Here is a 12710-nt window from a genome sequence, read left to right as displayed (position 1 = left end):
TGGAGACAATCCATGAAGGACATTCATTCCGCAATGTCGGTCGCGGTCGCGATCGGCAATGCCACGCTGTCGGCTGACAATACGCCTGCGGCCATCGACCTGCTCGGCTATGACGCGGCGGAAATCCTGCTGGCGATCGGTGCGGGTGGCATCACGTTCAGCGGCACGAACAAGATCGAGTTCGTGTTGACCCATTCGGACGATGACCTCACCTATAGTGCGGTCGAAACCAAGCATATGCTGGGCGTCACGGTGGCGACGGGTGGCATCATCAAATCGCTGATCGCCGCCCATGCCGCAGCTGCCGCCTATCGGTTCGGTTATAAGGGCGGCAAACGCTACCTCAAGCTGCTTGCCGATTTCTCCGGCACCCATGGCACCGGCACGCCGATCGCCGCGCTGGTGATCAAGGGCTGGGGCCACGATAATCCCCAGGCCAACCAGGCCTGAGGCTGATCCATCATGGACGGTCCGATTTCCCTGGAAGATGCGCGGTTGTATCTGCGCGTCAACACGCAGGATGAAGATGAAGCGATCGCGCGCTTCATCCGTGCGGCCGGGCGGCAAATCGAGACCGTCTATGGCCTGGTGGCGGTGCAGCGGGAAGTCGCGTTCAACCTGGACTGCTTCCCCCGCGAATTGCGCATCCCTCTGATCCCCGTGGTCGCCAATAGCATCACGATCAGCTATCTGGACGCGGCGGGCGAATTTCAGGCATTTGAGGATTTCCGATCCTTTGTGCGGCATGACTGGACATTTGCGACGCCATCCATCGGCGCGCGCTGGCCCAGTGCCGCCCCGGTCCCCGGCGCGATCACCGTTACGGCGACCGTCGGCTATATTGATCCCGGCCTCAGCCCCGAAGAACAGCAAGACGCCGTACCCACCGATATCCAGCAAGCCGCCCGACTGCTGGTGGAGCAGATGTTCCTGCGACTGGGCGGCGCCATGCCGCCCGCAGTCGATCAGTTGATCGACCATTATCGTTACAGGAGGCTGTGATGGGAGACCGTCGCCTGACGACCAAAGCCCGGGACAAACGGATAGCGATGGAAACCCGCGACGCCACGAATGACGGCTATGGCCATCCGACCGTTGCCGTGGATTGGCGGGAAGTGACGCGCCCCTGGGCCAATGTCGCTTTCACCGGCGGTTCAGAACAGCGAGAGGCCGCGCAGCAGGCGGGATCGCAGACGGCAACCTTCGCGGTGCTGGCCGACAGCGATACGGCGATTGTCGGCGTGCGTGATCGCATCCGCTATCCGCTCAGCGATCCTGATCCGGTCAAATGGCCAGCCTGGGAAATTCAGGCGAAGGCAGAGATCGGCTTCAATGAGGGCTTCGCCTTCACGGCGACGCGGGTGGCGGAGTGAGCGCGAACAGGTTTTCGCGGATCGAAGGCTTTTCGGAAGCGTCACGCCAGCTGAGCAACATGAAGAAGGCTGCGGCACAAGGCGTGGGCGGGCGATCGCTGACAGTGCCGGCTGGCATTTTGCGCGATGAAATGAAGAATCGTGTGGCCAAGCTGACCGGTGAGACGGAGCAGTCAATCAGCGTGCAGCGCGCGCGCACCAAGCGCCGGCGTCCGAATGTCGCGGTGATCGCCGACGATGTCGCAGCAATGCAGTTGGAAGTGGGAAACAGTCACCAGGCTGCCCAGCCTTTTGCCCGTCCAGCACTGGCCGCGAAAAAGGAGGCAATGCTGGTCGGCTTTGGTGATGCGTTGCGTTCCGAAGTGGACAAGACGGTGCTTCGTGCTGCGAAAAAGGCAGCGCGCAAAGTCGCGAAGGGTCGGTAATGAATCTTCACCTTGGCCTGCTCCAGCGCCTGATAGAAGCCGCCCCGGTGGCGGCGATCGTCGGATCGCGCATAGCCTGGCTGGAGCGACCACAGGGCCAGAGCCTGGACGCCATAACGCTACAGATCATATCCGATCTCCGGCCCCAGCATCTCAAAGGTTTTGATGGCGCGCGCGCGACCACGGTGCAGTGCGATTGCTGGGCGACGACCTATTCCGGCGCGCTGACGCTGGCGAAAGTCTGCATCGACGCGCTGGTGCTACCGGCAAACGTCGGCGGCAAGATTTTCGGTGCTGCGCGGGTCGATGGGCCGCGCGACCTGAGCGAGGATCTAGCTTCTGGCACCACCATTTACCGACAATCCATTGATTTCACGATCTGGCACGCAGGAGATTAGCACATGGCAGAAACACAGGAAGCCAGCGTAGGCTGGGGAGGGGCGTTCTTCTTCAACGACGGGTCAGCGCTATATGAAGCCAAGCAGGTGGTCAGCTTTACGCTGCCGAACCCGGAATTTGAGGAGGTCGAATCGACGCATCTCAAATCGGCCAATCGCTACCGGGAATATATCGATAGCCTGATCAATGGTGGTGAAGTGCAGGTCGTCCTGAATTTCAGGCCTTTGTCCGATACGCACACCAAGCTGCTGGCCTGGCGCGACAGCCGGGAAGTCCGTGCTATCGAGTTTCATGTGCCGGAAAGCGGGACCGTCGTAGTGGAAATCAGCACGACCGGCAAATGCAACATGGTTGATCCCGGCGAGGTATCCGCCGACGGCAAGATGGAGGCGACTATTTCCATCCGTGTAGCGTCGGCAGCAACGCAGGCGGCACCGGCATAATGGCGAACATCTTGCGCGGAGAAAGCAGTTTCGTCGGAAAATCCGGCGAAACCTATCATCTGGTCATCGACTTCAACGCCTTTGCCGAGGCCGAAGATGCAGCCAACATGTCGGTAGACGATCTTCTGCGCGCCGTTTCGCCGCAAGTCAACGAGGCGGGCGTGATCGTGCGGCAGCCTCGCATCAAGCATCTTGGCGCATTGCTTTATGGCGCGTTGCGCGACCGGCATCCGGCGATCACAGTTTCAAACGCGATCCGCCTGCTGGGCGAGGGGGAGGCAGTTGGCGCTGCGCTAGCCAGAGCATTGCAGGGCGCGATGCCGAAAGTCGATCCGAGTGCGGAGGGAAAGGCGCAGGCGAGCCGTGGGACTGGGACCAAGCCCAAGAGGACTGGGCGGGGAAAGGCCTAGACCCGGCGTCGTTCTGGAAGCAGACATTCCGGTCCTACGGCAATGTAATGCGGGGTCGCGACCGCGCCGATCAGGAGCGGATCATCACGACTGCGCACCAGATCGAGGCGATGGCCCGCCAAAAGCGGCTCAAGCCGCTCCAGAAATATCTGGCGAGGGCCAGCGACAAGCGGGACGACAACGCAGCAGTCATCGCGATGTTCACCGCGCTGGAGGGCAAGGGCGCGAATGTGAAGATCAGGCGCGTGGAACGTGCTAACCCTGCATCATGATCGCCCTGATGAGCCAGATTGTCGCCGCCGGCCTAGTTTTCACCTGCACGCCTGTCGCCGTTTATGACGGGGACGGGCCGATCTGGTGCGCGGAGGGACCGAAAATCCGGCTTGCGGGCATTGCCGCGCGGGAGATGAATGGTCGCTGCCGCCGCAATCAGCCGTGCCCGAAGGCCAGTGCCACGGCAGCGCGCGACCGGCTGGTCATGCTGGTGGGCAGGCCGATCGGCATGATGGCGACCGGTCACATTCGTGTAAAATCCACTCCGCTGCGTTGCCGATCGGTCGGTGACGGGCATGGCGGACGCACGGCGGCGTGGTGCCGCACCGCGCAGGGGGGTGACCTGAGCTGCGCAATGGTGCGCTCTGGCATGGCGTTGCGTTGGGCGCGCTATACCGGGGGGCAGGTTTGTGGCAGAAGCAAAGTCTAGCTTGGCAAAAGAGGGCGGCATGGGATGCCTGATACTTGTCGGCATCATCCTTTTACTGGCGATGTTCAGCAATCCCGAAAAAGCGCCGCCAAAACCGGTTGATGAAGCTGCGGCCATAGCGGTGACGGCGGAAGAACTGTTCAACGCCTATCAGGATAATGAGGCGCGCGCGCAGCAGAATTTTGGTGCGAAGGTTTTGCGAATCACCGGCAAGGTCGAATCTATCAACCTTGGCCTTGGCGATGAACCATCGGTGGCACTGGTTCCGCCCAACGAATATATGCCGGTCACTCTGGCCAGCAGCGAGAGTTTGAAACAGGCAGCAGCCAGTCTGAACAAGGGCGATGCCATTACGGCGATATGCACCGACGTTTCGGAAGTGGCTGGCAGGCCGTTCATGAAAGATTGTGTCATCAAATAGGTCAGCGGGACCGTTCGCAGGCGATCCCGTCACCGTCCCGGTCCAGCCTGGACGAGTAGCCGGGATCGCCGGCACGCAGTGGTGCGGTGCCCGCGGCACGCGCATCGGCACAACTGCCATATAGGCTGCTGGATTTGCCCGCGCCCGCATAAGCGCGAGAAGAGACGGTGCGGCCAGAACGGGTGCGGCGTCCACGCTTTCGCGCTGCCTCTGCGGGTTGCGCAAAGGCAGCACAGATGGCGAAAAGAAAGAGACGGCGGTTCATGTGGAAAGCGCCTTTTCTACCAGACGGCGGATAGCTTCTGGGCGGGTTGGGAGATCAGGCTGGGACCGGCGGTAGTTGTCGATAGCAGTGATTTCCGTCGTGCTCATGCGGACCATCACAGGTGACGTATCGTTGCGCGGGCGACCGCGAGACTGTTTCGCCGTGTTATCGCTGACTTCTACCATAATTACTTAATATCAAAAAATCAGAGTTGAGCAAGGCTGCCTGCGGGTCGCCTTTTTTGTTGGAGGTCAGCATGGCGAAGAACAGCGGCGGCGCTGTGCTGGGCTACCTTAAATATGTGCTGGGCATGGACAGCCTGGCATTTGATGAAGGGCTGGACGCTGCCGATAAGAAGCTGAAGGCGGCGCAGAAGTCGATTGGCAAGACGGCCAAGGGCTTTACCGACGTCGGCAAGACGATGTCGGTGGCGCTGACCGCGCCGATCGTCGGCTTTGGTGCGGCAATCGTCAAAATGGGTGGCGATTTCGAGGCGGGGATGAATCGCGTGTCGATTTCGACGCAGGCGACCGCTGCCGACATGAAGGCGATGAACGACCTGGCGCTGCAGCTGGGCAAGGACACCGTGTTCGGTGCCACCGACGCAGCCGACGCGATGGACGAGCTGGCGAAAAACGGCCTGTCCGCGCGGCAGATACTGGACGGTGCTGCGACCGCTGCGGTCAATCTGGCGTCTGCCGCAGGGTCGGAGCTGACGCCTGCGTCCAAGGCGATCAGCGACGTCATGCAGCAGTTCAAGATCGGCGCGGGTGAGTTGCCCGCTGCGGTCAACCAGATCACCGGCGCAGTGAATCAGTCGAAGTTGGACTTCAACGATTATGCGCTGGCGATCGCGCAGGCGGGTGGTGTTGCGGGCGGCGTAGGCGTGGATTTCAAAGATTTCAACGCGACAATCGCCGCTACCTCGTCGTTGTTTGCGTCCGGCTCCGATGCTGGCACCAGCTTCAAGACTTTCCTGCTCGCCCTGCCCGGCAAATCGACAGCGGCGGCGAATGCAATCCAGCAATATGGCCTCTCGTTCTATGATGCGCAGGGCAATATGCGATCAATGGCCGAGATCGCCGAGGAGTTGCGCACGAAGCTGGGTGGCCTGTCGGAAGAGGCCAAAACCAACGTCCTGAATACGATTTTCGGTTCCGACGCGATGCGCACGGCCATCGGCCTGATGGATCAGGGCGCGAAGGGCATAGACCAGATCAAGGCCAAAATTGCTGAGACGGATGCGGCGGCGCAATCGGCGCAGCGGCTTAAGGGCTTTAACGGCCAGATGGAGCAGCTGAAGGGCGCGACCGAAACGCTGGCGATCACGATTGCCCAGTCGGGCGTGCTGGAGGCGATCACCGGGGTTGTGACGAAGCTCGGCGAGTTTGTGGATCAATTGTCCGAGACGAACCCGGAAGTCCTGAAATGGGGGGCAGTGGTCGCCACGGCTGTGGCGGCGATCGGGCCGTTCGTGATTGGTTTAGGCGCAATCGTATCTGCTTTTGCCAAGCTGTTGCCTCTGCTCGGGCCGGTGTTCACTGCGCTCCGCACGCTGGCAGTCGTACTGACGACCGGTGTGCTGCCCGCCATCGGCTCTCTGCTTGTGGCCTTGTCGCCGATCCTGATTCCTTTGGCAGCAGTGGCGGCAGCCGTTGGCGCGGTCTATCTCGCATGGAAGCATTGGGACAAGATCGCTCCGATCCTCCAGCAGCTTTATACGAGCGTAAAGACTTGGCTCATCGACAAGCTCACGGCTGTATGGAAAGGTATCACGACCGGCATTCAGACGGTCGCAGACAAATTCAAATGGCTGTGGGACGTGGTCGTGGGCCATAGCTATGTCCCCGATCTCGTCGATGGTGTGGCGGCGGAGTTCGCCCGGATGGACGCCGTCATGGTCGATCCGGCGACCAAGGCGACGCAGACGGTTGCCGAAAAATTCCAGGCGATGGAGCAAAGGATTGGCGGGATACTCGCTGAGTTGTTCCCAGCGACCAAGGCCTATCGCGAGGAACTGGAAAAGCTGGCGCTGCTCGAAGCGGACACAACGCTATCGCCAGATGCAAAGAATGCGGCGGTGATGAAGCAGCGCTTCCGTGTTTCGGACGCACAGAAGCAGGCTGACGCAGAAATGTCCGTGCCTGATGTTGTGCCCATTGCTGGCGCGCTGGATGACGCATGGTGGACGGTGATGCGCGCCGGCGAGATCGCGGCCAAGGATATTCAGGCGGCCAATGAAGTCGCCGGCCAATCATTCGTCGACATGGCGAACAAATCGATCAACGCCCTTTCCAATCTGGCTCAGTCGATCAAGAATGGCGGCGTTCTAGACATTCTTTCCAGCGCCTTCAATGCGTTTGGGCAGATCGCGCAGAGCGGCATCCTGGGTAAAGGCCTTGCCGGCTCCTTCGCCAACTTCACCGCGATTTCCGGCTTCCGCGCAAACGGCGGCCCTGTATCGGGCGGAAAGTCCTACATCGTCGGCGAACGCGGCCCGGAAATGTTCACGCCATCGCGGTCCGGTTATGTTCACGCCAATGGGGCGAACGACAACGGCGGCAGGGCGCAGACTATCCGTGTTGTCCCCTCCCCCTACTTCAACGTCGTTGTCGATCAGCGCGCAGCCGGCGTCGCAGCCCCCATGTCCGCCCAAGCCGCATCGGGCGGGTCCATCGGCGCGCAAAAAGCCATCGCTCGTTCGAATAGCCGCCGCCTCGCATGATCACACTTCCCGTCGGCGCAGTCCCCAACAGCGCCAGTCCCACGCTGCTGGATTTTGGCGGCACGATACGCCCTGCCACCGGCGCGAAGATTCTGCGGCTGGACCGTGGCGGCAACCGCTACCGGGTCGCCATGACGCTGCCGGTGCGGTCAGGCGAGGATGCGCGCCGCGTGGTGGCACGGCTGCTGGCGGCGAAGTCGGAAGGCTTGAAAGTCGAATATCCGTTGCAGGGGGTCTATCAGGGGACGCCGGGCAGCTTCGTCGTGGATGGTGCCGACCAGTCGGGCAACACGATCCTGCTGCGCGGCGGCACCCCGCACTATGCCGCGAAGGAAGGCTTCTGGCTGACCATCCATGATGGCGATGCAACGACGCAGGGCTATCTGCACAACGTCAAGGCGCAGACCCTCGCGGACGCCAGCGGGGACATGGAACTGACCGTCACCCCGAACCTGCGCATCCCCTTCCCCGATGGCGCGCATGTGGAACTGGCCGCGCCGACGATCGAAGGGCTGGTCGAGGGCGACATAAGCTGGACGCTGGCGATCGGGCAACTGGTCGATAGCCTCACGTTCACGGTCGAGGAAGCGGAATAATGATTACTGTAAAAGCCCCGGAAGCCCTCTCAGTCGAGACGATGCCGGGCGACATGTTTGGCCGCGTCATCGTTTATTTCGACGGAATCGAGATTAACAACGTTGTGGAATACGACACCGCACGCGGATGGATCGATGCCCATGTTTACGACGATGATGGCAATCTGATCGTTGAGGATGATGCTTTCAAAATACGTCGCCTGCATGGGAATGTCGTGGCGCGATTGAAGCTGAAATAATGGACCGCATCTGGCTGTGCGGAATCATGGAAATGCAGCTTCGCGACGGGCGGACCATTCGTCTGTGCGACGGCGGTTTCGTCACGGTCGGTGGCAATACCTATCGGAGTAGCGATCCCGACTTTGGCGTCATCGGCTCCATGGAGGCGTTCAGCGAGGGCGTGGGCGACAGCGTGCCAGCGTTCAAGCTGACCTTCCTGCCCGCTTCCACAGCTGCGGCGGCGGATATTTCAGCGCCGGGGATGCAGGGGTCGATCACGCGCTTCTGGATTGTCGAGGTGGACGCGGATACCGGCCTTATCGTTGGCGACCCGGACCTGATGTTTGACGGCCAGATCGACCAGACGGTTCTGCGGATCGGCAAGGGCAAGCGCGAACTGGACATCGATTTCGTATCCACCGCCGAGCGCCTGTTTTCGATCAACGAAGGCAACAGCCTCAACCCGCGCTTTCACAAGGTGGTGAACCCCGGCGAACTTGGGGAGGATAATGCTACCGGTCTTGGCGTGTCGGTCGCATGGGGTGTCGAAGCGCAGGGAACGGCCAGCCTGAGCGGGCTTGCTGCGGCGGGATCGGCGATCAACCGTATGCAAAATCAGTATGTCCAACTTGTCTGACCTGGACAGGCGCGCGGAGGCAACGCGCCAGACCCTCGCCAAATATCGGGCGCTACCTTTTGACTGGAAGCGCCGCGTCACCTGCATTCATCTGGCGCGTCATCACATGCGCAACATGGGCCATACACCCCCGGCCATTCCTTCCTTTCAGTCTCCAATCGGTGCGCGGCGGGCGCTGGCAAAGGCAGGCTTTGGCGACATGGCGGCGCTTCTGGACAGCCTGTTGCCCCGCATCGCTCCGGCTGCGGCATGGGTAGGCGATCTCGCGCTGCTGGAGGGCGACGACGGTTTCGACAGCATCGTGATCCACGCGGGGGGCAAGTGGCTGGGCTATCATATGGATGACCCCGCTGGCCTGAAACCGCTGGTCGTAACAGCAATCAAGGGGGCGTGGCGCGTATGAGCAAGACGCTCAAAACCGTCGCCATGATCGCGGGCGCGGTGGCGCTGGTTGCCACCGGCGTTGGCGCGGCGGCGGGCGCTGGCCTTTTCACTGCATCAACAGCCGCGGGCGCTGCCACGGCGGCGTCGATCACAGCGACCGCAACATCGATCGCCACCTACGCCAGCCTTGCCGCGACGGCTGCCAGCATCGGCGCGCAGGCCACCGCGAAGAAGCCGAACGCCAGGGGCAGCGTCAATAGTGTCACGATCGCGACAGATGCGCTGTCGCCCTATCTGATCGGGCGGACTTATTTCGGCGGCGTCTTGCGCCACGACACCGGCTATGGCGCCACGCTCAAGAAGGTCAAGAATCCCTATCGCGGCATGGTGATGGTCTATTCCGTCGCCGGGCCGGTCGAGGAATTGGAAGGGCTGTATCTCGATTTTCAGCCGGTCAGCTTCAGCGGGACTGCGGCGACCGGCTATTATGCCAGCTACCTCTATCGCGATTTCCGGCTGGGCCTGGCCAGCGAGACTGCGCTGACCCCGTTCTGGTCCGGGATGCCCAACTGGACCAGCGCGCACAAACTGTCAGGCAAGGCCGCGGTGCTTTGGAACCTGAAATTCGACAAGGATGCCAAGCGATATGCCAGCGGCGTGCCCATCCAGGGCGCGGTGTGGAAGGGCGTCAAATGCTATGACCCGCGTCTGGATGACACCTATCCGGGTGGTGAAGGCGATCACCGGATCGATGATCCGGCAACGTGGGAATGGTCGGAATGTCCGGGTCTGCACGCGCTCAAATATGCGCTGGGCAGCTATCAAAATGGCTTCAAGGTTTTCGGCGTCGGTCTGCCCGTTGCCGGCATCATGGTCGAACATTTCGTGTCGCTGGCCAATGTCTGCGACGCCAATGGCTGGAAGGTCGGCGGGGTCATATTCGAGCCGGGCGACCGCTGGGCGAACCTGAAGGACATTTTGCAGGCCGGTGGCGCAGAGCCGCTGTTCATCGGCGGCAAGCTGGGCCTGAAAATCAATGCGCCGCGCGTATCGCTGGATACGATCACGCCCGCGGACCTCGCCGATGACGATGCCGAAATCACGGCGATGCAGACCTGGCGCGAGCGGCGCAACGGGATCATCCCGAAATATCGGTCGGAAGCGAACAAGTGGGATTATGTCCCGTCCGACCTTGTGCAGGTCGCCGACTATGTGACCGAGGATGGCGAGGAGAAGAACGAGGAGCGCCAGTATAATCTGGTGCAGGGCAAGGATCAGGCCGCGCAGCTTGCGGGCTATGAGCTGGTAAACGGGCGTGAACGCTTCCCGCTGAAACTGCCCTGCAAGCCGCGCCTGCGCAAATATGGGCCTGGCGATATGCTGACGCTCCAACTGCCGGACCATGACCTTGACGGCGTGGATGCCGTGATTGTGGACCGCAGCATCGACCCGGCAACGATGGTGGTGACGCTGACCCTGATGGAGGAAACGCCGGGCAAGCACGCGACCGTGCTGGCCCTGACCGGCACTGCGCCGCCACCGCCCGATCTTGTGACCCCGGAAGATCGCGATGACATCTCCAGCGCGATCATCGATCCAACCAACGAACAGTTGCTGATCCAGAACAGCTATCCTGTAGGGCTTTCGATCACGTCCAGCGACGTGGGCGGGACGTCTGCCAATATCGCGATCAGCAGCCACACCCGGCGCTATACCGATCGCGACGTTGCGATCACGGGGGCCACCCTCACTGCCCTCGCCAATGCAACGACCTATCATCTTTATTACGATGACGCTGATCGTTCCGACACAACGCCTTCATTCATGGCCACCACCACCACCGCAGACGCCTATCTTTCGCAAGATCATCCCGTCCGCCATTTCGTCGGGTCGATCACGACAGCTGCAGCGGGTGGTGGTTCCACAGGTGGCACCGGTGGCGCGCCTCCCGGCGGCGGCGACATTCCTTAATCCTCTCTCCACTGGAGACACCATGACCGCGAAAATGGACCTCGCGGCGTCACGCAACATCGCGTGGTCGCCGACCATAGACCTGTTCTATTCGGGCGACGAACTGCCGCTGGACGGCGCAGAAATCAAGATGCAGGTGCGCCTGTATCCGGGCGCGCCGGATCCTGCGATCGTGACAGTTTCGCCTGTCGCGTTTGAGGACATTGCGGCTTCTGGTACGGAAACCCGGCGCTGCCTGCGCCTCTCGCCGTTTATCAGTGTCGCGTCGCTGGTGGCGTTCCCTACCGGCCTCAACCAGCCTGAGCCGGGCGAGGCAGACGCCTACGCCTACGACATCATCATCACATATGCCGATAACGAGCAGGACAAGCTCGCGCTGGGCAATTTCCTTCTTGAGCCGGGGGTAACGCAGGCATGAGTTTCCAATATTTCAGCGGGGAGGTTCGCGGGCTTCGCGGGCCAGGATTGACTACGGAGCAGTCCGCCGACCTTGCCGCCGCCCTCTCGCCCGCTTCGGAATCGACGGCCGGCCAAATGTCCGCCACTGACAAGGCCAAGCTGAACAGCCTGGACGCGGCTGAGATCAACGATGCGCTGGTATACACCGCCCCGCTATCCGCGCTCGCTGGCGACGAATATGCGGCAGCGACCCTTCCTCCCGAAAGCGGCTTTCTCTATGCGGTGGGCGATGCGAGCCGCCGTCTTGGTGCCGGCCTTCGCCTGGATGGGACATGGGGCGAGACACCGCAACCTGCGCCGCCCTACCCCATCATCCAGATTTTCGGCGACAGCTTTGTCCAGGGCGTCGGCCCCAACTATCAGTGGTGGCAGCATTTCCGCGACATGATGGCGGCGGGGGGCGACAACCGCTATGTAGCGGAGCCGTTCGGATCAGGCGGTCAGGACGCGTCGCAGATCGCCGGGCGTTTGGGCGCACGGTCCATTCTCGTCACGCTGGCGGGCAATACCATCCCGGCCAGCGGTTCGGTCACGGTCACGAACCTGACGCCGCAGATCATCACTGCGACCACGGAGCCTCCGCTTGTGGGCGGTCCCCAGATTTGCCGCCTCGCCATCAATCCGGGTGTCTGGGGGACGCTCCAGCGCAACAGCGACGGAAGCTACACCTGGCATCGTGAGACGCCGGGATCGGCCATTGCGATCCCGGCGAACTCGGCGGCGCGCACCGATGGCTTCTTTCATCGCAAGACGAATGTCATCATCGCGGCGGGTCGCAACACGGCCAATTTCGATCTCGCTATCATCCGCCAGGAAATTGACGCGATGCGCCGGATGCAGACCGCGAACCTCGATGTTTCGCTGGGCGGCATCATCCTCGGCTTCACGAACGCATCGACCGAAAATCCGGATGGTTCGCCCAGCGGATATGCGGACGAGTCCAATGGCACTGCCCGCAATACGGCTCTCTACGCTGCGCTGGACGATCTGGCCTTCACCTATGGCGACGACTTCATCGACGTGCAGCGATACAGCCTAGCTAACGCGATCCGTGATCTCGATATCCTGCATGGCCAAGGCTATTTCGCGCCATTCTACAGCGGCGGCTTGGCCGCGTGGCCGACCCATAAAGCGACCTATGCCGCGCAGGATGCCGTCGACATAGCCGCAGGCATCATTCCGACATCGCTGCGCACCGACGGGCTGCACCCCAACACATTCTGGGCTGCGGTTATCGCGCAGCTCGTTTTCCGCCGCTTCCGCTCGAAAAGGTATTGATC

General features: G+C 61.6%; 19 protein-coding genes. 18 read left to right on the top strand and 1 reads right to left on the bottom strand.

The annotated features are described in order from the left end of the window. The first annotated feature begins 12 nt into the window (after window positions 1-12). From ACODR8_RS03280 to ACODR8_RS03235, 10 genes are read left to right on the top strand one after another with little or no spacing between them, the layout of a single operon-like run. Window positions 13-450 carry a hypothetical protein gene (locus ACODR8_RS03280; RefSeq protein WP_489005941.1) on the top strand — a complete coding sequence of 146 codons (438 nt, stop codon included), beginning with the start codon at window positions 13-15 and terminating at the stop codon, window positions 448-450. A 12-nt stretch (window positions 451-462) separates the two neighbouring features. Continuing rightward, the gene (locus ACODR8_RS03275; protein ID WP_489005940.1) at window positions 463-1002 is read left to right on the top strand and encodes a head-tail connector protein; all 540 of its coding nucleotides are present in this window, start codon (window positions 463-465) and stop codon (window positions 1000-1002) included. After that, window positions 1002-1373, top strand: coding sequence for a phage head completion protein (locus ACODR8_RS03270; protein WP_489005939.1), 372 nt, complete (start codon window positions 1002-1004; stop codon window positions 1371-1373). Before ACODR8_RS03275 ends, ACODR8_RS03270 begins: the two co-directional genes overlap by 1 nt. Continuing rightward, complete coding sequence (locus ACODR8_RS03265; protein WP_489005938.1) at window positions 1370-1798, top strand: HK97-gp10 family putative phage morphogenesis protein; 429 nt, start codon at window positions 1370-1372, stop codon at window positions 1796-1798. The genes ACODR8_RS03270 and ACODR8_RS03265 overlap by 4 nt, the downstream gene beginning before the upstream one ends. Next, window positions 1798-2196 carry a tail completion protein gp17 gene (gene gp17, locus ACODR8_RS03260; protein ID WP_489005937.1) on the top strand — a complete coding sequence of 133 codons (399 nt, stop codon included), beginning with the start codon at window positions 1798-1800 and terminating at the stop codon, window positions 2194-2196. The genes ACODR8_RS03265 and gp17 overlap by 1 nt, the downstream gene beginning before the upstream one ends. A 3-nt stretch (window positions 2197-2199) precedes the next feature. After that, entirely contained in the window at window positions 2200-2640 is a 441-nt protein-coding gene (locus ACODR8_RS03255) for a phage tail tube protein (protein WP_489005936.1), read from the top strand. Continuing rightward, window positions 2640-3050: a hypothetical protein gene (locus ACODR8_RS03250; RefSeq protein ID WP_489005935.1), complete on the top strand. Its 411-nt coding sequence runs from the start codon at window positions 2640-2642 to the stop codon at window positions 3048-3050. Before ACODR8_RS03255 ends, ACODR8_RS03250 begins: the two co-directional genes overlap by 1 nt. 47 nt (window positions 3051-3097) lie before the next feature. Then, window positions 3098-3322, top strand: coding sequence for a hypothetical protein (locus ACODR8_RS03245; protein WP_489005934.1), 225 nt, complete (start codon window positions 3098-3100; stop codon window positions 3320-3322). Next, window positions 3319-3753 carry a thermonuclease family protein gene (locus ACODR8_RS03240; RefSeq protein WP_489005933.1) on the top strand — a complete coding sequence of 145 codons (435 nt, stop codon included), beginning with the start codon at window positions 3319-3321 and terminating at the stop codon, window positions 3751-3753. The genes ACODR8_RS03245 and ACODR8_RS03240 overlap by 4 nt, the downstream gene beginning before the upstream one ends. After that, window positions 3734-4174: an OB-fold protein gene (locus tag ACODR8_RS03235; protein WP_489005932.1), complete on the top strand. Its 441-nt coding sequence runs from the start codon at window positions 3734-3736 to the stop codon at window positions 4172-4174. Before ACODR8_RS03240 ends, ACODR8_RS03235 begins: the two co-directional genes overlap by 20 nt. Before the next feature lies 1 nt (window position 4175). Here ACODR8_RS03235 and ACODR8_RS03230 read toward each other — a convergent pair whose 3' ends face one another. Continuing rightward, window positions 4176-4439: an excalibur calcium-binding domain-containing protein gene (locus tag ACODR8_RS03230; RefSeq protein ID WP_489005931.1), complete on the bottom strand. Its 264-nt coding sequence runs from the start codon at window positions 4437-4439 to the stop codon at window positions 4176-4178. Window positions 4440-4695: 256 nt separating this feature from the next. Here ACODR8_RS03230 and ACODR8_RS03225 point away from each other — a divergent pair, with 256 nt between their 5' ends. The 8 genes from ACODR8_RS03225 to ACODR8_RS03190 are packed head-to-tail and all read left to right on the top strand — an operon-like array spanning window position 4696 to window position 12708. After that, window positions 4696-7164, top strand: coding sequence for a phage tail tape measure protein (locus ACODR8_RS03225; RefSeq protein ID WP_489005930.1), 2469 nt, complete (start codon window positions 4696-4698; stop codon window positions 7162-7164). Beyond that, the gene (locus ACODR8_RS03220; RefSeq protein WP_489005929.1) at window positions 7161-7760 is read left to right on the top strand and encodes a hypothetical protein; all 600 of its coding nucleotides are present in this window, start codon (window positions 7161-7163) and stop codon (window positions 7758-7760) included. Before ACODR8_RS03225 ends, ACODR8_RS03220 begins: the two co-directional genes overlap by 4 nt. Continuing rightward, entirely contained in the window at window positions 7760-7999 is a 240-nt protein-coding gene (locus ACODR8_RS03215) for a hypothetical protein (protein WP_489005928.1), read from the top strand. The genes ACODR8_RS03220 and ACODR8_RS03215 overlap by 1 nt, the downstream gene beginning before the upstream one ends. 26 nt (window positions 8000-8025) lie before the next feature. After that, complete coding sequence (locus tag ACODR8_RS03210) at window positions 8026-8616, top strand: hypothetical protein (RefSeq protein WP_489005927.1); 591 nt, start codon at window positions 8026-8028, stop codon at window positions 8614-8616. Beyond that, the gene (locus tag ACODR8_RS03205; RefSeq protein ID WP_489005926.1) at window positions 8600-9019 is read left to right on the top strand and encodes a DUF6950 family protein; all 420 of its coding nucleotides are present in this window, start codon (window positions 8600-8602) and stop codon (window positions 9017-9019) included. The genes ACODR8_RS03210 and ACODR8_RS03205 overlap by 17 nt, the downstream gene beginning before the upstream one ends. After that, window positions 9016-10971, top strand: coding sequence for a hypothetical protein (locus ACODR8_RS03200; RefSeq protein ID WP_489005925.1), 1956 nt, complete (start codon window positions 9016-9018; stop codon window positions 10969-10971). The genes ACODR8_RS03205 and ACODR8_RS03200 overlap by 4 nt, the downstream gene beginning before the upstream one ends. 22 nt (window positions 10972-10993) lie before the next feature. Next, window positions 10994-11389, top strand: a complete 396-nt coding sequence (locus ACODR8_RS03195) for a hypothetical protein (protein ID WP_489005924.1) — start codon at window positions 10994-10996, stop codon at window positions 11387-11389. Beyond that, a complete protein-coding gene (locus ACODR8_RS03190) occupies window positions 11386-12708 on the top strand; it encodes a hypothetical protein (protein WP_489005923.1) in 1323 nt (440 codons plus the stop codon). Before ACODR8_RS03195 ends, ACODR8_RS03190 begins: the two co-directional genes overlap by 4 nt. The last annotated feature ends 2 nt before the right edge of the window (window positions 12709-12710 follow it).

The sequence above is a fragment of the Sphingobium sp. FG58 genome, assembly GCF_057809055.1.
Note: the sequence above shows the minus strand (reverse complement) of the source record. Positions and strands in the feature narration are given on the sequence as shown.